The sequence below is a fragment of the Erythrobacter sp. W302b genome, from assembly GCF_046452395.1.
Taxonomy (GTDB): Bacteria; Pseudomonadota; Alphaproteobacteria; order Sphingomonadales; family Sphingomonadaceae; genus Erythrobacter.
The window spans coordinates 107,480-125,009 of record NZ_JBKFDH010000005.1; the positions used below are offsets into that span (position 1 = coordinate 107,480).

The 17,530-nt window shown below is 65.2% G+C and carries 18 protein-coding genes; 3 read left to right on the plus strand and 15 right to left on the minus strand.

The window, feature by feature from the left end:
- Positions 1-28 precede the first annotated feature (28 nt).
- From ACLBKT_RS17125 to ACLBKT_RS17170, 10 genes are all read right to left on the minus strand, one after another.
- The gene (locus ACLBKT_RS17125; protein ID WP_410184188.1) at positions 29-784 is read right to left on the minus strand and encodes a ThuA domain-containing protein; all 756 of its coding nucleotides are present in this window, start codon (positions 782-784) and stop codon (positions 29-31) included.
- A gap of 2 nt (positions 785-786) precedes the next feature.
- Positions 787-1,557: an SDR family NAD(P)-dependent oxidoreductase gene (locus tag ACLBKT_RS17130; RefSeq protein ID WP_410184189.1), complete on the minus strand. Its 771-nt coding sequence runs from the start codon at positions 1,555-1,557 to the stop codon at positions 787-789.
- A complete protein-coding gene (locus ACLBKT_RS17135; RefSeq protein WP_410184190.1) occupies positions 1,554-2,708 on the minus strand; it encodes a thiolase family protein in 1,155 nt (384 codons plus the stop codon). Before ACLBKT_RS17135 ends, ACLBKT_RS17130 begins: the two co-directional genes overlap by 4 nt.
- Positions 2,705-3,130 carry a Zn-ribbon domain-containing OB-fold protein gene (locus ACLBKT_RS17140; RefSeq protein ID WP_410184191.1) on the minus strand — a complete coding sequence of 142 codons (426 nt, stop codon included), beginning with the start codon at positions 3,128-3,130 and terminating at the stop codon, positions 2,705-2,707. The genes ACLBKT_RS17135 and ACLBKT_RS17140 overlap by 4 nt, the downstream gene beginning before the upstream one ends.
- Positions 3,131-3,142: 12 nt before the next feature.
- The gene (locus tag ACLBKT_RS17145) at positions 3,143-4,225 is read right to left on the minus strand and encodes an acyl-CoA dehydrogenase family protein (protein WP_410184192.1); all 1,083 of its coding nucleotides are present in this window, start codon (positions 4,223-4,225) and stop codon (positions 3,143-3,145) included.
- A gap of 5 nt (positions 4,226-4,230) precedes the next feature.
- Entirely contained in the window at positions 4,231-5,472 is a 1,242-nt protein-coding gene (locus ACLBKT_RS17150) for a cytochrome P450 (protein ID WP_410184193.1), read from the minus strand.
- A gap of 98 nt (positions 5,473-5,570) precedes the next feature.
- On the minus strand, positions 5,571-5,948 hold the full coding sequence (locus ACLBKT_RS17155; RefSeq protein ID WP_410184194.1) for a limonene-1,2-epoxide hydrolase family protein: 378 nt from the start codon (positions 5,946-5,948) through the stop codon (positions 5,571-5,573).
- Positions 5,945-6,724, minus strand: a complete 780-nt coding sequence (locus tag ACLBKT_RS17160; protein WP_410184195.1) for a ThuA domain-containing protein — start codon at positions 6,722-6,724, stop codon at positions 5,945-5,947. Before ACLBKT_RS17160 ends, ACLBKT_RS17155 begins: the two co-directional genes overlap by 4 nt.
- A complete protein-coding gene (locus ACLBKT_RS17165) occupies positions 6,724-7,734 on the minus strand; it encodes an NADP-dependent oxidoreductase (RefSeq protein WP_410184196.1) in 1,011 nt (336 codons plus the stop codon). The genes ACLBKT_RS17160 and ACLBKT_RS17165 overlap by 1 nt, the downstream gene beginning before the upstream one ends.
- Positions 7,735-7,849: 115 nt before the next feature.
- Positions 7,850-9,988: a molybdopterin-dependent oxidoreductase gene (locus tag ACLBKT_RS17170; protein ID WP_410184197.1), complete on the minus strand. Its 2,139-nt coding sequence runs from the start codon at positions 9,986-9,988 to the stop codon at positions 7,850-7,852.
- 217 nt (positions 9,989-10,205) lie between these two features.
- On the opposite strand from ACLBKT_RS17170, the gene ACLBKT_RS17175 reads away from it, so the two are divergent.
- Positions 10,206-11,210 carry an NADP-dependent oxidoreductase gene (locus tag ACLBKT_RS17175; RefSeq protein ID WP_410184198.1) on the plus strand — a complete coding sequence of 335 codons (1,005 nt, stop codon included), beginning with the start codon at positions 10,206-10,208 and terminating at the stop codon, positions 11,208-11,210.
- A gap of 140 nt (positions 11,211-11,350) precedes the next feature.
- On the opposite strand, the gene ACLBKT_RS17180 is transcribed toward ACLBKT_RS17175, so the two are convergent.
- Genes ACLBKT_RS17180 through ACLBKT_RS17190 form a run of 3 tightly spaced genes read right to left on the minus strand, consistent with a single transcriptional unit; the run spans position 11,351 to position 12,610 of the window.
- A complete protein-coding gene (locus ACLBKT_RS17180) occupies positions 11,351-11,863 on the minus strand; it encodes a molybdenum cofactor guanylyltransferase (RefSeq protein ID WP_410184199.1) in 513 nt (170 codons plus the stop codon).
- Positions 11,856-12,197: a putative quinol monooxygenase gene (locus ACLBKT_RS17185; protein ID WP_410184200.1), complete on the minus strand. Its 342-nt coding sequence runs from the start codon at positions 12,195-12,197 to the stop codon at positions 11,856-11,858. Before ACLBKT_RS17185 ends, ACLBKT_RS17180 begins: the two co-directional genes overlap by 8 nt.
- Before the next feature lie 2 nt (positions 12,198-12,199).
- Positions 12,200-12,610 carry a nuclear transport factor 2 family protein gene (locus tag ACLBKT_RS17190; RefSeq protein WP_410184201.1) on the minus strand — a complete coding sequence of 137 codons (411 nt, stop codon included), beginning with the start codon at positions 12,608-12,610 and terminating at the stop codon, positions 12,200-12,202.
- Between the two features lie 124 nt (positions 12,611-12,734).
- On the opposite strand from ACLBKT_RS17190, the gene ACLBKT_RS17195 reads away from it, so the two are divergent.
- The gene (locus ACLBKT_RS17195) at positions 12,735-13,544 is read left to right on the plus strand and encodes an SDR family NAD(P)-dependent oxidoreductase (RefSeq protein WP_410184202.1); all 810 of its coding nucleotides are present in this window, start codon (positions 12,735-12,737) and stop codon (positions 13,542-13,544) included.
- Between the two features lie 41 nt (positions 13,545-13,585).
- On the opposite strand, the gene ACLBKT_RS17200 is transcribed toward ACLBKT_RS17195, so the two are convergent.
- Positions 13,586-14,362, minus strand: coding sequence for an SDR family NAD(P)-dependent oxidoreductase (locus ACLBKT_RS17200; protein ID WP_410184203.1), 777 nt, complete (start codon positions 14,360-14,362; stop codon positions 13,586-13,588).
- Positions 14,363-14,567: 205 nt separating this feature from the next.
- Between ACLBKT_RS17200 and ACLBKT_RS17205 the strand changes: the two genes are divergently transcribed.
- Positions 14,568-16,187, plus strand: a complete 1,620-nt coding sequence (locus tag ACLBKT_RS17205) for an FAD-dependent oxidoreductase (RefSeq protein WP_410184204.1) — start codon at positions 14,568-14,570, stop codon at positions 16,185-16,187.
- A 119-nt stretch (positions 16,188-16,306) separates the two neighbouring features.
- Here the strand turns inward: ACLBKT_RS17205 and ACLBKT_RS17210 are convergent.
- A partial coding sequence (locus ACLBKT_RS17210) for an aromatic ring-hydroxylating oxygenase subunit alpha (protein ID WP_410184205.1) occupies positions 16,307-17,530 on the minus strand: 1,224 nt, incomplete at its 5' end.

A 17,530-nucleotide genomic window follows, 5' to 3' on the forward strand; every position in this document is an offset into this window, starting at 1 on the left:
TCCCACTTCTCGTAATCAGTCCAGCCGCTCAGGCCCCGTCGCGCATCGCCCAGAGTATCGTACGCCGCAGCAAATCATAATAAACATCATAATTCCACGCGCACATTTCCTTGTGCGGATAGAAATCGGCCATGCCGGGCAGGTCATAATGCCCACGGCAATGGCCCAGCGCGTTGTAAACGATCTGCCCTTCGCCGATATCCCTCGTATAAAGGATAGGTACGGTGGTCTTGTCCCATTGGCTCTGCGTGAAGCCCGTCGCCTCGCCTTCGAAGGTCGTCTGCATCAGGGTTTCGATGGGGGCGGTGGTTTTGGAGAGGTACAGCTCGTCCACCACTTCGAAGTTTGCGATCCCCTTGGTCAGCTCGTGATCGGGGTTCACAACCTCGACCGGGAACTTGCCGATCGGCGGGTGCGCGACGAACTGCGTGCCGAGCATTGCCATCACATCGGGCCGGTCATCGGGCGCGTCCACCAGACCATCGGCGGTGAAGACCAGAATTGAATTGGTGCCGTGCAGCGCCATCCACTTGCCGCCCTGTTCCATCCACGCCTTGATCTGCGCGGCTTGTTCAGGGGTGGGCATCAGATCGCAGGTATAGGTGATGAGGAAGCGGCACTGGTCGAGCCGCTCAAGCCCCGAATAGTCGCAGGCGACCGTGGTGCGGATATGGGGATGTTCGGCCAGCAGCTTGAGGATCTCGATCCGCGGGAAGTCGATATCGTGATACTTGCCCGCGGCGATGAAATGCGCGTCGATGCGGGTGGCGGGTTGCTGTGCCATGCTTAGCTCCTGATGCTGCCGCCGCCATCGACGGTAAAGTCGCAGCCCGTGGTGAAACTCGCATCATCGCTGGCCAGGAACACGACCGCGCGGGCGACCTCCTCGGGCTCGCCGATGCGGTTCATCGGGTGGGTGGCGGCAAAATTTGTCTCGATGTTCTCCGGCGTATCGGCACCGGAAAATTTGTAGCGGTTGTACATCGGCGTGCGGATCGCGCCGGGGTGGACCATGTTGACCCGGATCGGCAGGCCCCTTTCCGCCAGATCAAGAGCCACCGACTGCGTGAGGCCCCGAAGCCCCGTCTTCGATGCTGAGTAGGCCGCGACGAAGCTCGCCGGGCGCAGCGCGATCATCGAGCCAATGTTGACGATGGCGCAGGCCTCGCCGCTCGCCTCCATCGCCGGGATCGCGGCGCGCATCCCGTAAAACGGGCCGTGGAGGTTGATGTCGATGGTGCGGTGCCACACGTCGAGATCGCCGTCGGGCACATTGCCAGGTTCGGAGATGCCCGCGATGTTGCACAGCACGGTGAGCTTGCCGAACTGGCCGCGCGTGGCGGAAACGGCAGCTTCCCATTGGTGCACGTCACGCACATCAAGCAGGCAGGCCGCCGCGCGCTCGCCCAGCTCGGCGGCGAGCTCCTGCGCCTTGTCCAGCTGCACATCGCCGAGCATCACGCTGCCGCCCTCGGCCACGATCAGCCGCGCGACCGCAGCTCCGATCCCCTCCGCGCCGCCCGAGACCAGCGCGACCTTGCCCCCCATCCGGCTCATTCGCGTTCCAGAATGGCGACGCCCGAAAGCCCCGGCGCGCCGTAGACGTGGGAGTAACCGAAGCGCACCTTGCCGGGCACCTGCCGCTCACCCGCGCGGCCGCGCAGCTGGGTGACGTTCTCGTAGACCTGCCTGAGGCCCGAGGCGCCGATCGGCTCCCCGCAGGCGAGGCACCCGCCGTCGGTGTTCACCGGCAGCTTCCCGCCCCCGATCTCGGTCCAGCCATTGGCGAGCCATTCCTCCTGCTCGCCATCCTTGCAGAAGCCGTTCTCGGCCATGTGCATGATTTCCGCGCCGCTCTCGGTGTCCTGGAGCTGGGCGACCGAAATGTCCTCGGGGCCGATCCCGGCCTTCTCGAAGGCGGCTTGCGAGGCGAGAACGGTGGGCTTTCCGCCTTCCTCGATGCTGATGCCAGCCTGGAACACCTCGAAGGAGTTCGGTGGGCGGGTCTTGACCGAGACCGCGCGGATTTTCACCCCGTCAGCGCCCAGTTCCTTCATCTTCTTTTCCGAAGCGAGGATCAGCGCCACCGCACCCTCGGCGGGCGAGCAGAACATGTATTTGGTCAGCGGATCGTTGATCATCGGCGCGTTCATGATCGTGTCGAGATCGACCGGACTGCGCCGCCACGCATGGGGCGTGATCGTGCCGTTGCGGAAGGCCTTCTCGGCCACGCGCCCGAGCGTCGTGCGGCTGATGCCGTGCAGCTGCATGTAGCGCTGGATCTTCAATGCGAAGAACTGCGTCGTCAGCATCATGCCCGTCTGGCCGTACCATTCGGGGAGGCCATAGTCGGAAGGCTTGGCGTTGAATGCACCGCGCGGGTGCTTGTCGAAGCCGACCGCCAGCGCGAGGTCATACATGCCCGACGCGATGGCCTGCTGCGAGGCAGCGAGCGCGCTGCCGCCCGTGGCGCAGCCATTGGCGACATTGGTGAAGGGGAGCGAGGTCAGCCCCAGCTCGTTGACCATGATGTCGGCATTGCCCGCCGCCGCACTGCCGCCATAGGCGCATTCGATATCGGGCCATTCCAGCCCGGCATCGGCCAGCGCCTCGCGCACCGCATGGACCCCCTGTTCGCGGCCTGACCGGCCGTCTGTACGCCCGAAGGGGTGGATGCCGGCGCCGATGATATAGACGTTTTCGCTCATGCGGCTTTACTCTCGATTGCGGCGACCGGGCGGAAGGCGAAGGTGTCGTGCGTCCGGTTGAACGGCACGATGCAGAATTCGAGCTCCATGCCGAGATGGAGGTCTTCCAGCCGCGCATCGACGATGCGGCTCTCCACGATCACCTCGCCGGGGAGCTCGACATAGCCGAGAAGGTAGGGCTGGAAATCGGGCGGGCCTTCTCCGGGGCCGGAGCCGGGGCCTTCATAGGGCTCCTTCGGCAGAAAGCCCTGCGAGGTCCACGACCACAGCTTGCCCCGGCGCGAGAGCTTGTACGGCTCCACGCCCTCGGCCGCATCGCCGGTCGGCATCGGGAACACCACTTCGCCGGACGGCAACCTGCCGCCCATCAGGTGCGGTTCCGGCCCGTCGCTCCACAGGTTCGGGTCGATCTTCTGTCCCATGTCCAAGCCCCCTCAGGCTGCCAAAGCATATTCGGCGAGCACGGTGTCGACGTCACCGAACAAGCGGGCGAGGACCAAAACGCGCTTCAGGGCATGGCCGATCGCCAGTTCGTCCGTGATCCCCATCCCGCCGTGCATCTGCACCGCTTCCCGGGCAATCGCGTCGACGTTTTCGCCGACGAAGGCCTTGGCCCCGGCGGCGGCGCGTTGCCACTTGGCGGCGTCGCCGCGGTCGGTCAGCGCCGCACGCAGCAGCATCGAGCGCGCCTGTTCCTCGCGCGCATAGCAATCGACCAGCCGGTGCTGGAGCGCCTGGAAGCTGCCGATGGCCACGCCGAACTGCTCGCGTTCCTTAACATAGGTCAGCGTGTCATCCAGCAGGCGCTGGCCGAGGCCGACCATTTCGGCGGCGGCATAAAGCCGCATTTCGGCAGCGACGGCCGCCAGCCCCTGCGCATCCAGCGCCAGCTTGGCAGCGGCAGGGGTGCGGGTCAGTTTCAGCTCGCCCGCGATGCTGCCATCGGCAAGGCGATAGGCCCGCACTTCCAGCCCCGGCGCGCCTTTCGGCACGAGGAAGCAGGCCGTCTCGCCGCCCATGTCGGCGGTGACGATGAACAGGTCGGCGAGCAGCGCGCCCATCACCATGGTCTTTTCGCCGGTGAGGGTGAAGCTGTCCCCGGCGGCGTCGGCCTTCATGCCCTTGGCCTTGAGGCTGTAACGCTGGCCGCGCTCGGTCCAGGCGAGGGTGGCGATTGTCTCGCCCGACAGGACGCCCTCCAGCGCATCCGCCGCGCCGCCGCGTTCGAGCAGCAGGGCAGGCAGGATGCCGTGTTCGAGCAGCGGATCGGGCGCATTGGCTTTGCCAATTGCCTCGAGCACCAGCGCCAGATCCACTGCCGAGCCGCCCATGCCGCCTGCATCCTCGCTCGCCGCGAGCGCGATCAGGCCCATCTCGGCCAATTGCTGCCAGCGCCCACGGTCATAACCACTGGGCGAAAGCCGCAGCTTGCGCCGGGCCTCGACATCGATCGGCGCGGCGAAGCGCTCGACCGAGGTGACGAACATCTGCTGTTCTTCGGAAAGGTCGAAATTCATAGGCGTCAGGCTTTCCGCGTGAACGTGATCGGCAGGTGGGTCACCCCACGCAGCAGGATGTTGGGGAGGATGCGGATCTCGTTCTCGTCCGCCACCGCGAAGTTATCGAGCCGTTCGAGCAGCTCGTCGAAGGCGACCAGCATTTCCTTGCGGGAGAGCATGTTGCCCACGCACATATGCGGCCCCTTGCCGAAGCTGAGGTGGGTGCGGGCGTTGGTGCGCTCGATGTCGAACCTGTCGGGATCGGGGAACTTCGACGGATCGCGATTGGCCGCGGCATAGCGCAGCTGCACCACGCTGCCGGCCGGGATCGCCATGCCACCAAGCTCGGTGTCCTGCTTGACGATGCGCCACATCCCCGCCGTCGGCGTTTCGTAGCGCAGCGCCTCTTCGACGAGGTTGCCGATGACCTTGGGATCGCGCCCGCCCGCGGCCGCCTTGGCCTTCGCCATCTGATCGGGGTTGCGGATCAGTTGGAGCAATCCGCCCGCCAGTGTCGACGTGGTGGTCTCGTTCCCCGCCACCATGAATTGCTGCATCAGCGACATGATCTCGGGATCCGAGAGCGGGGTTTCCCCTTCGATCCGCGCCTCGACCAGATCGGTCAGCAGATCATTGCCGCCATTGGCGCGGCGGTCATCGATCAGGCCCTTCATATAGTGCTGGAATTCGACGAGACTGCGCGCACATTCCAGCTTGCGGTTGTGATCGACCATCTGGCTGAACCGGTCGACCGCCGCATCGGACCAGCGCTTCACGCGCTTGGGATCATCATCAAGCCCGATCTGCCCGGCGATCATCGCTACCGGCAGCGGCACGCCGAATTCCTCGACAAACTCACATTCCCCTCGGTCGGCAAAGGCCTCGATCAGCTCGATCGACTTCTGCCGCATGTCGGCCTCGATCGCGTTGACCCGCGGGGCCGAGAAGGCGAGGTTCACCAGCTTGCGGTTGCGGGTGTGGACCGGGTGATCGGCGGTGAGCAGGGTGGGGAGGTCGGGCCAGCCCTCGGCCAGAATGGCCTGAATATCCTCGTCCGCCTCACGCCCCATCAGCGCGGTGAAATCGTTCGAGAAGATCTCCGGCTTGGTGGTCGCCTCGCCACACAGATCATAGCTGTAGACGACGTAGGTGTTCATGCCTTCGAGATGTTCGATCGCCACCCCGGCCTCGTGCATGGCGCGGTAATGGTCGAACGGATCGATCAGCGTTTCAGGCGCAAACACGTTGCCTTGTGGCTTGTTCATGTGAGGCGGCTCCAGACCCTTGGATATCAAGGCGCAAGCCTAGCCATGACCCCGCCTCCGTTGCGATGCGCGTTTGTGTTAGGATTGCGCGGCGAACATCACTTTGCGGCAAATTCTCGCACAAATTCAGCCATGTCGAAATAGTCGCGCCAAGCGGTGATGTGTCCGTTTGCGTCCACTTCAAAAGTGCCCATCACCCGAACGGCGGCACGGCGGCCGTCCTTGAAGTTGAAGGCATCCGTGCGCTCGGTCAGGACGGTGTTGCCGTTGGCCGCGATGGCATGGGTCTGCCAGTCGCAGGAGGCGATATCGGCCAGAAATCCGGCCACCATGTCGCGCATCGCGGCGGTGCCGTGGACCGGCTCCATCGGGATATTGTGATAGACGATCTCTGGCGCGCACAGGGCCAGCATCGCGTCGATGTCGCAGGCGTTCCAGTGGCCGATAAAGGCTTCGACGGTTTGCTGGGGGGTCATGCGGTTCCTCCTAAGGTGTAGTCGAGCGCCTGGGCCAGCAGCTGCCTGACGTGCGGGTTGGCATAGGTCGCCGGCCCATCGCCGCATTGCAGGTAGATCAGCGGGGCGGGGCAGGTGCGGCTTTCCCAGGCGATGCAATTGCTGCCGGGCGGGTGGTCCCATCCCTCGCGGCTGAACATCGCCCCGGCGACGGCATTGGCGGCAGAGTAGAAATTGTCGCACGTGAAGGCGAAGCCCTCGGCCCGCATCAGCGGGATGATGGCGCTCTCGTCGATCGGGCAGAGATAGACCTCGTCGGTCACCGGAAAGCGGGCGGGCAGGCCGCGCGTCACGGGGTGATCGGCGATGACATGGGCGTCATAGGCGACATCGTGGCGATAGCCGGAATCCGGCCACGCCTCACCCTGCCACGGGCCCGGCTGGTAAAGGAACCCGCCGCCGAGCCATTCATGCCATTCGGGCCACTCCGCCCACCCGGCTAGCGCGTGGTGCAGCGCGACAGCGCCCCTGCCTGCCGCAAACCGCGCGGTGATCGCGGCGCGAAAGGCAGCGGAAGGCGGGCGCAACGTCACCTTGCCCTCGCCGAAGCTGTAGCCCGCCATGTCGTAGAACAGCAGCGCATCGGCGGAGGCAATCGCCTCGGCCGCGTCAGCTTCTCCGCCTTCGGGGTGGATCAGGTGCGTAATGTCCCACTCACCCAGCGCCGCCAGCAGATCGGCGAAGGGGCCTTCCTCGTAGGGATGGCCCCCCGACAGCACGAGCAGCGAACCGCGCATCAGGCGATCTTGAGGATCATCTTGCCGTCATTGGTGCCCGCGAAGAGGCGCATGAAGCTGTCGAAGGCGTGCTCCAGCCCCTCGTCGATATGCTCGTCGATGGTGAGTTTGCCCTGCGCCGCCCAGACGCCCATCTGCTGTGCCCCCTCGGCAAAGCGGGGGACGTAGTCGGCCACGAGCAGCCCCCGAATGTGGGCGCGCTTGACGATCAGCTGCCACAGGTTGCGGATGCCGCGCGGTTCGGTGTTGTATTCGCTGATAAGCCCGCACAGCCCGACGCGCGAATGGAGGTTGAGGTTCATCAACCCCGCATCGAGGATGATCCCGCCGACATTCTCGAAGATCACGTCGACCCCGTCCGGGCAGGCCTCGGCGATGGCCGCGGTGAGCGCCGCTTCATCCTTGCCGCGATAGTCGATGGCGGCGTCGAAACCGTATTTCTCAGTGAGCCGCGCGCACTTGGCGGGGCCGCCCGCGATCCCGACCGCGCGGCAGCCGTGGATCTTGGCGAGCTGGCCGACCAGCGAGCCGACCGCCCCCGCCGCGCCGCTGACCAGCACGGTCTCGCCCGCCTTGGGTTCGCACACGCCGAGGAAGCCGAAATAGGCGGTCATCCCCACCGCGCCGAAGATCGAGAGGTAGTTGGTGACACTGGGCACGAGGCTCGGGTCGATCGGCTGGGTGAAGCCGCCCGCAACACCGATGGAATAGTCCTCGAGCGCATTCAGCCCCATCACCCACTGGCCCGGCGCGAAGCCCTCCGCGCGGCTTTCCTCGACCACGCCGATGGTGCTGGCGCGCACTGGATCGCCCAGCGGGATCGGCGGCATGTAATTGCCCTCGGCATCCATCCACCCGCGCATGGCCGGATCGAGCGAGGCATAGTGGTTGCGGATCAGGAACTGGCCTTCCTCAAGCGCTGGCGTGGGTTCGGTGACGAGTTCGAAATCCTCGGGCACCGGCGTACCATCGGGACGGCGCTGGAGGAGGAAGCGGCGGTTCTGGGGCATTCGAATAATCTCCATTCCCGTTCGCCCTGAGCCTGTCGAAGGGCCGCACTTCTCTTCGAAAAGGAAGGACGGGGCTTCGACAAGCTCAGCCCGAACGGAGTTGAGGGGGCAAAAATCAGGCTGGTTCGAGCTTCACCGGAATGGCGCTCTGAAGCGATTGGCCGGTGATCGGATCGTAATCGACCACCTCGCTGACGAGGCGATTGGTGGAAGAACCACGCTCGCGCACGTCTTCCTTCGTCGCATCGGCATCGCCATAGGCATGAGCCATCGAGACGATCCCGCGACGCACCTTGTCGCTCGCCTTGACCACGCCATGGATGGTGGCGTGGGGACTGGTGATCGCGACAAGGCCGCCTTCCTCCAGCCCCAGCGCGGCGATGTCGTCGGGGTGGATATAGGCCGGGTTGGTGGTGGTCTTGGCCTGAAGCTTCTTCAAGGGGTGGCCGATCGAGTTGAACCGCGTCTTGGAGCGGCGGCTGATCAGGCGGTAATCGAAGCCTTCTCGGGCGGCACGGTTCTCGGCATATTTCCCGATCTCTGATGGCATGGCGCCCACCGCCAGATCGAAGCGGTGGAATTCGCTTTCGTCGACCGGCTGAACCTCAGGGTGAACCTCGGGATAGATCACCGCCGCGCCGCCATTGGCTGCGCAGTCCTTGCGCACCTGGCTCGGCGGAACGAGGCAGCCGGTCACCGCAAGGTCGAGAAACTCCTGCTTGGTTGGCTTGCGATCCATCGGCAACGGGCCGCCGTTCAGCATCATCTGGATGCCGAGGTGGTGCGCCAGCGTCCAGAACATCTCGTATTCATCGATACAGTCGCCCGGCGCTTCCACGACCGCCTCGGTGTAGCGCGCATAGGGTTGTTCATGCCACCATTCCGAGAGGCTGGTGATGTCCTCACGCTCAAGGCACTGCGAGGGCGCGAGCACCACATCGGCACGCTTGGCGGAGGCGCTCATCCACGGGTCGATCTGCACGAAGAGCTCGAGATCATCCAATGCGCGGACCATCTTGGCCTGATCGGGGAAGCCCACCACCGGATTGCCGCCGACCGAGATCAGCGCACGCACCTGGCCCTCGCCGGGGGTGAGGATTTCATCGGCGAGGACGTTGCAGGGCATCTCCCACCCCAGGTGCCCGAGGCCCCGGAAGCGCGACTTCGGCATCCCCTCCGCTCCGAACATCGGCACAGGCGGGCCGACCTGCGCGCGGCGGGCGGTCTGGTAGGGGCTGAAGACGCCGGGGATCGCGGCCTTCTCGCCCTCCTGCTTGAAGCGGGCGCAGATGGTGTTGAGGCAGACCACCAGATATTCGGTCAGCGTCCCGTTGCCCGCCATTTCGGGGCCGGTGCCAGTGACCGCGCAGCCTTTCGACCCGCTGGCGAACATCCGCGCGGCGGCGACCAGTTGATCTGTGTCCAAACCTGCGCGTTCCGCGGCGACTTCGGGCGGGAAGGCCTTTACCGCCTCGGCCAGCTCGTCGAACCCGTCCACATGCGCGGCGACGAAGTTGCGATCATACAGCCCTTCGGCGATGATCACGTTGAGCATCCCCGCCAGCATCGCCGGATCCTCGCCCGGCTTCACGGGGAGGTAAATATCGGCCAGCCGCGCCACGTCGCTTTCGCGCGGGTCGGCGACGATCAGCTTCATTCCCTTGGCCTGCTGGTCACGGATGCGGCGTGACGGGCTGAACGGCGGGACACCGCCCACCGGCGAATAGTGCGAGACGATCGGATTGTTGCCGATGAAGAAGGCGACGTCGCTTTCGCTGAACGTATTCGGCCCCGCCATCCACTTGCCATAGCGCGCGGTGGTGAAGACCTTGGCAGGCTGGTCGAGCGTCACCGAGGTGTAGAAATTGCGGCTCCCCACGGCATTTGCAAAACTCAGCGAGGCGGCCATCGCGGCGCTGTTCTGAAATCCGCCCGAGCCCATGAACACCGCCACCGAATGCGGGCCGTGCTGGTCGATGATCCGGCGCAATTCGCTGGCCACATGGGCGAGCGCTTCGGGCATCGGGGTCGAGATGAATTCGCCCGCGTCGTTGCGCACCAGCGAATGGTGCAGGCGGTTTTCCGAGTTGTGGCTGTCCGGCAGCTCGCGGCCCTTCATGCAGGTGTAGCCGCCATAGGCCGGATCATCGGGATCGCCGCGCACCTCGATCACCTTCCCGTCGGCAACGTCCACTTCCATCGCGCAATTGGCATGGCAGAAGCGGCAGAAGGTCTTGTGAGTCTCGACGCCCATCGTGGTTCTCCCTTGATCTGTGCAAACTACCACAGGGGGCGACGCGCTCGACTGACACTTTTGTCCGTGGAGAGGCGGGTCTGGCCCCTCCATTAGCCTCCTCGTCATGCTGAGCTTGTTTCAGCATCCATCCCGCCATCGCTCCCGCCGGTGTGTGAGGAGCGATGGACCCTGAAACGAGTTCAGGGTGACGATGATGCGATATGGAGAGCAAGAAATGCCCACCACCACCCGCCAATGGCTCTTGAACGGACACCCGCGTGGCCGGGGGATCGAGATCGCGAACGACTTCAAGCTGGTCACGACCGAGCTTGGCGATCCCGGCCCTGGCGAGATGCTGCTGAAACTGCACCACCTCGGCTTCGATCCGGCGCAGAAGGGCTGGATGGAGAACATCGCCGATTACGTCGCGCCGATGAACATTGGCGACGTGATGCGCGGCAGCGGGATTGCCGAAGTGGTGGCGTCCAATGGCGGCAGGTTTGCGGTGGGCGACATGGTGTTCGGTACCACCGGCTGGACCGAATATCTCGTGACCGATGGCAAGGAACTGACCAGGGTCGAGACCGAAATCTCGCCCACCGCTGTCCTGTCAGTCCTGGGGACGACCGGGCTGACCGCCTATTGCGGGCTGTTCAAGGTCGGCAAGCCCGTGGCAGGCGATACCGTGCTGGTGTCAGGCGCGGCCGGGGCGACGGGGAGCATCGTCGGCCAGCTTGCCAAGATCGCCGGGTGCCGCGTGGTCGGCATCGCAGGCGGACAGGACAAGTGCGACTGGCTGGTGCGCGAGGCGGGCTACGACGCCGCGATCGATTACAAGGCCGATAATGTGAAGGCACAGATCAAGGAGCTCTGCCCGCGCGGGGTCGACGTGATCTACGACAATGTCGGCGGCAAGATCCTCAACGACATGCTCGCCTGCATCGCCACCGGCGCGCGGGTGGTGATCTGCGGCGGGATCAGCCGCTACGAGACCGGCTCGCTTCCGGCGGGCCCCGAGAACTACTTCAACCTCGTGTTCCGGCGCGGCACGATGGCGGGCTTCATCGTGCTCGACTGGGCGAGCGAATTCCCGGGCATCCGCAAGCGGCTCGAGGGCTTCGTCAAGGATGGCAGCCTCAAGTATCAGGAAGACATCCAGCATGGCTTCGAGAACGCGCCGCAGACGTTGCAGCGGCTGTTCACCGGGCAGAACCGCGGGAAGCAGATGCTGAAGCTGTAAAGGGTTACCCCTCCGTCAGCGCGTCCCGCGCTGCCACCTCCCCATTGCTTCGCAACGGGGAGGGACTTGGGGGCATTCGGCCCCTCCCCGTCCCGCAGGGATGGGGAGGTGGCAGCCCGCAGGGCTGACGGAGGGGTCTGCTAGACCAAGTCCTCTGGAAAATTCACGTTCATCAGCGCACGGGGCAGTTCCACCCGCCGCGCCCCGACATGATCGGCAAAGCGGTAGAGCGAGCGGCCGCCGCCTTCGAGGAAAGCGTCCAGCAGGGGCGCAGCTTCCACCGGCCACAGCCCCACCACCGGCTGGCTCTCGACGATCGCGGCGCCCTCGCCTGCGAGGCTGGTGGCCAGATCACGCGGCAGGTCCGGCACATCAACGCCGGCGGAGAGCACGTGGTTGAACCCCAGCGCCTCGGCATGGCGCAAGGCCGCTGCCAAACCGCCGAGCGGGCCAAGCCCTGTCTCCGGCCAGTCAGGGATACAGGCGAACCCCGGCTCATCACGCCCGCACACCACCACGCCATCACATTGCGCGGCAAGCGCCGCCGCCACCCGGTCGATCAGCCGCTCGCCCTGGTAGAGCGCCTGCGCCTTGTCGCTGCCGAACCGCCGCGCCTGTCCGCCTGCGAGGATCGCGCCGAGAAGCCTAGTCAAACGCTTCGGTCGCCTGTCCTTCGGCATTGTAGACCGGGCCTTCGGCATCGACGCGATACTTCTTGCTGACCGCGCCGGTGATCCCGAACTTGCCGATATGATCGCGCATCCCGGTATAGGCCGGATCGCGGAAGTGGGCGGCGAGGGCTTCCTCGCTCTCCCACTCCTCGAACACGTTGACCCTTGCGGGGTTCATCGAGCAGGCGCTCCAGTCGTAATGGATGCAGCCCTTCTCGGCGAGCGCCGCTTCGATATGCGGGCGGGCGGTGCGCAGCGCTTCTTCGCGCTGGGCGGGATCGAGGTCGATCTGGGCGGATATGAGAATCTTTGCCATGGTCAGCCTTCCACTCCGAATTCTGCGACGATTCTGAAGGTGCGGCTGGTGAAGCGCCACTGGCCGTCGATCTTGGCGAGCGTGTCCTCATAAAGCCCACCGACATGGCGGGCCTTTGCGTCCTTGGGCTTGAGGATTTCCTGCGTCTGCACGCGGGCCTTGGCGGTGTCGCCGGTGACTTCGATCATGCAGGGCACGCAGTGGAAGCTCACCGCCTCCAGCCCGCCCATCGCCCCGTTCCAGAAGCCGACGATGGCGTCCTTGCCCTTGGTCTTGTGGCCCATCAGATCCCAGTCGGCATCATCCGCCCATACGCTCCCCCAAGTGTCGGCATCGAACCGCACCACGCCATCAGCATAGGTGCCATTGAGTTCGACGATCGCGACGCGATCCTCCAGCGGTCCGGTAAACATTGCGCGCTCTCCCACGATTGTCGCGCCGCTATCCGCCGCGGGGGCGGGCTGAACAATGGACACTTTTGGGAAGGGCCGCGGCCTTGCTCCCCGTGTTACTCGGCGTTCCGAGAGGAGATTTGTGATGGGACAGTTAGAGGGCAAGACCGCAGTGGTGCTGGGCGCGGCATCGGAGGGTAACATGGGCCAGACGATCGCCCGCCTGTTCGCCAAGGAAGGCGCCAAGGTGATGGTGGCAGGCCGCAAGGAGGCCCCGCTCGCCGCGCTCGCCAAGGAAATCGGCGGCGAATATGCGCTGTGCGACATTGCGAAGAAGCCCGAGGTCAATGCCATGGCCGACAAGGCAGTCGCCGCTTTTGGGCGGGTCGATATCGCGATCAACACTACCGGCTGGGGCCTGCTTGCGAGCCTCGAGGAGATTACCGACGAACAGCTCGACCAGATCGTCGACCTCCAGTTCAAAGGCGTGCACCACTTCCTGCAGGCCTTTGTGCGGGTGATGAGTGCGCAGCAGCCGACCGGCGGTTCGCTGATCAGCCTGTCGTCCGCCACCACCAAGGCGATCATCACCAACCACGCCGCCTATATCGGCACCAAGCGCGGGTCCGAGGCGCTGATCGAGTGCGTCGCGAATGATTACGGGCACTTGGGGATCAAGGCCAACACCGTCTCGCCCGCTTTCACCGACAGCCCGATGACGCATGACAGCTTCCAGGTGCCGGGGCTGACCGACGCCTTCCTGCCGCGCTACCCGATGGGGCGGCTCAACACCGTGGAGGATGTCGCGCACGCCTGTCTGTGGCTCAGCGCCGATCAGGCCTATGTCACCGGCGCGAATATCCAGCCCAATGGCGGGTTGATCATGCGCGGCAATCCGCAGGCGGGCGATGTCGCCGCAGCGGTGGGCGCTGCGATGGCGAAGTTGCAGGGGTAAAAGATTCGTCGTCCCGGGCCAAGCCCGGGACGACGGCTCCCTCAATACTGCGCGGTCCCGCCGTCCACGCTGATCTGCTGACCGGTGATGCCCGCGCCTGCCGCGCTGGCCAGCAGCACCGCCACAGCGGCCACTTCCTCAACCGTGTTCGGTCGCTTGATCGCCGAATCCGCCGCGAACATCGCGATCATTTCGTCAAGCTCCATGCCCATCGCCTTGGCGGTGGCGGGGCCGTTGTTCTTGATGATGTCGGTGATGACGATGCCGGGGCAGATCGCGTTGACCGTCACGCCATGCACACCGACTTCGCGGGCGACGCTTTTGGTCATGCCGTTCACCGCGTGTTTGGCGGCGGAATAGGCGGTCAGGACCGGCTTCCCGTGCTTGCCCTCCATCGAGGAGATGTTGATCACCCGCCCATCGCCCTTGGCGATCATGGTCGGCAGCGCGCGGCGGGTGGCCCAGAAGGTCGAATAGACATTCCACTTCATCGCTTCGTCAAAGGCGTGATCGGACAGGTTGACGAGCGGCTGAAGGTCGCCCGCGCCGCCCGCGTTGTTCACCAGAATGTCGAGCGTGCCGAAATGGGCGATGGTCTGGTCGATGAAGCCTTCGAGGTCGGCCTGCTCCATCACGTCGCCCGCGATGAAGATGGCATTGTCGCCCGCGCCCAGTTCCTCGAGCACCTTGGCACCCTTTTCGGGATTGCGCGCGAAGAGTGCGACCTTGCCGCCCTCGGCCAGAAAGGCCTCGGCGATCCCGCGTCCCATGCCTGCCGTGCCCCCGGTGATCGCGGCGATTTTTCCTGCGAGTTTCATTGTTTGTCCTCTCATCCGTTCGTGCTGAGCTTGTCGAAGCACTGCACTTTCTCCAGCCCCGCTGTCCCGCAAGAAGAACGGCCCTTCGACAAGCTCAGGGCGAACGGGAAGTTGCTTGCAATGACGAATAGAGGGGACTGACCCCCAAGGCACCTTGCCAAAATGACGGGTTGCCGCGCCTGCTCTGCAAGGCGTCTATGGCAGCATGAGCGAAGTCGACGTCATCATCCTCGGCACCGGAGCGGCGGGCATGACCGCTGCGCTTGCGGCCCACGAAGCAGGCGCGCGCGTCGCGCTGATCGAGCGGGGGGATCGGATCGGCGGCACTTCCGCCATATCGGGCGGGGTGATCTGGGTCGCCGACAACCCCCGGATGCGCGCGGCGGGCATGGCGGACAGCCGCGAGGATGCGCTCGCCTATTTCCGCAGCCTCGACCACGGCGATCTGGTCGACGAGACGCTGGAGGCCTTCGTCGACAAGGGGCCGGAGGCGCTGGGCTTTCTGGAGGATATCGAGGCGCTGAAGGTCGCGGTGCTGCCCGGCTATCCCGACTATTACCTCGACCGGCCCGGGGCGAAGCCGCAAGGCTCCCGCGCGCTCGACCATGATCTGTTCGCGCTGGGGGATCTCGGCGAATGGGCCGCGAAGATCTACGCGATCGAGGAGCCCAAGCCGCTGATGCTGCGCGAAACGCCCTTGGGCGGGGCGACCGCGATGCCGCCGCTGGCCGTGCTGGGCGAGCGCATGGCGGCGCGGCAATGCGGGTTCGGGCAGGCGATGGTGGCGCGGCTGCTCAAGGCCTGCCTCGACCGCGGGATCGAACCGGTACTCGGCGTCGAAACCAAGCGGCTGGTGCGTGATGGCGAACGTATCACGGGCATTGAGGGCACGCGCGACGGCGCGCCCTTCGCCATGAGCGCCCGGCGCGGCGTGATCCTCACCACCGGCGGGTTCGAATGGGACGCGGACCTGCGACAGACCTTCCTGCGCGGCCCGGTCACCGCGCCCGCCAGCCCGCCGACCGGCAAGGGCGACGGGCTGAAGCTGGCGATGGCGGCAGGCGCGAAGCTCGGCAACATGACGAGCGCGTGGTGGGCACCCACGCTTGTCACCCCTGACGCCCCTTGGGCGAGCGGCGAGCAGCGCGCGCAGATCATTCTGATCGAGCGCACGGTGCCCCATTCGATCATGGTGAACCGCTCGGGCCAGCGCTTCTGCAACGAGGCGGCGAATTACTCGGCCTTGGGCGGCGTGTTCCACCAGTTCGACCCGGCCAATTACGACTACCTCAACCTGCCGGCCTACCTGATCTTCGACGCGCAATATGCCGAACGCTACCCGCTGGGCACGCGCCAGCCGGGCCAGCCGATCCCCGATTGGGTGAAGCGCGCCGAGACGCTCGAAGGGCTGGCCGCGGAGATTGGCGTCGATGGCAAGGCGCTCACCGAAACCGTTGCGCGCTTCAATGTCCATGCGGACGAGGGCCACGACCCCGATTTCGGCCGCGGGACCAGCGCTTACGACCACTTCTACGGTGATCGCTCGCGGGAAGGCACCGCCGTCACGCTGGGCGCGATTCGTGAGGCGCCGTTCTATGCGGTGGAGATCGCCTCAGGCTTGCTCGGCACCAATGGCGGCCCGCGCACCGACGGGCAGGCGCGCATTCTCGGGCATGACGGCGCGCCAATCCCCGGCCTGCTCGGCGCGGGCAATGCCATCGCGTGCCCGACGGGCGGGATTTACGCTGGCGCAGGCGGGACGCTCGGACCAGCGCTGACCTTCGGCTATATCGCGGGGCGGACGGCGGCTTTGGCGAACACGTAAGACCAACCTCTGTCACCCTGAACTTGTTTCAGGGTCCATCGATCAACATGCTCGGTCCGGTCTGAGACGCGCGATGGATGCTGAAACGCGTTCAGCATGACGGGTGTGGTTTGGGTGAATTACGCCCCCAGCCAACGATCAATCGTATCGTGGAAGAACCGCACCCGCGCCTCTTGCCCGGCGAGATGCCCGCCCTTGTAACCGCGTGAGCGCAGGCCCTTCTGCTGTTCGCTCCAGATGCTCACATCCTGATCGATGCCCGGGCCGCAGCTGAGTTCGCCGACCTTGCCGCGCTTGTGCGGGACGGGGATGGTGCGGTCGACCTCCTCGCCCATCGAGTAGGAATAGTAGCGGTCCTTCCCCTCGGGGAACCACGTGAAATACCACATGTCGAAATAGCACCGCTCGGGATCGGTCGGGTGCGGATCGGCGCGCAGCCAGATGCAGCCATCGGGCTTGAGGCTGAAGCTGATGTTGGGGAAGATCGTGTAGTGGAAATGATCGGTCAGCTGCGCATCGTGGAAGTGGCTGAAATCGTAACCCTTGTCCGCGCCGCGCTCGCGCTTGGCCTGCTGAAGCGCCTCGCGGGTGCGGAGCGGATCATCGCGGAAATCCTCGGGATCGAGGCCCCAATAGGTCAGTTCCTGCGCCATCATTTCCAGGACCGTGTCAGTGTGCCCACGAAGGCTCCGCGCCGGGCGTGATCCCGGCATGAACATCCGCGCATGACCCTCTGGCGCATAGAGATCGAACTGACAGTCCTTGTAGCTCTGCTCCATCACGAAGCGGGTCTGCGGGTGGACGAAGGGCAGGTGATAGGACTCGTTGAAATTGTCCTGCACGCACTTCCAGTTCCAGTCGCCCTCGAGCGTCACCCAGTGGGTGCGGTGCATCTGCTCCATCCGGTAGCCCTCGATCTGGTGCGCGACGGGGCCGAGATGGTGGGCGAGCGGCTTGGCCTGGGGATCGAGATTGACCCAGACGAAGCTGGCGAACACCTCGCACCGGACTTCTTCCAGCTTGACCTTGCCGCACGGGGTGCCGCCCGCGAAATCCTCGGGGCAGGGGACGAAGTTGAGCTCGCCTTCATGGGTGAACCGCCAGCCATGATAGGAACAGGCGATCCGTTTGGATTGGCCTTCCTCCTCCATCACGAGGCGTTTTCCGCGGTGCGGGCAGACATTGTAGAACGCCCTGATCTGCCCGTCTTCGCCGTGGGTGACGAGGATGCTTTCTCGGCCGATATCGTAGGTGAAGAAGTCGCCGGGCTTGGCGACCTGCGCCGCGAGGCCGCCGATCAGCCAGGTCTTGGTCCAGATTCCTTCCCACTCGCGCGCCATGAA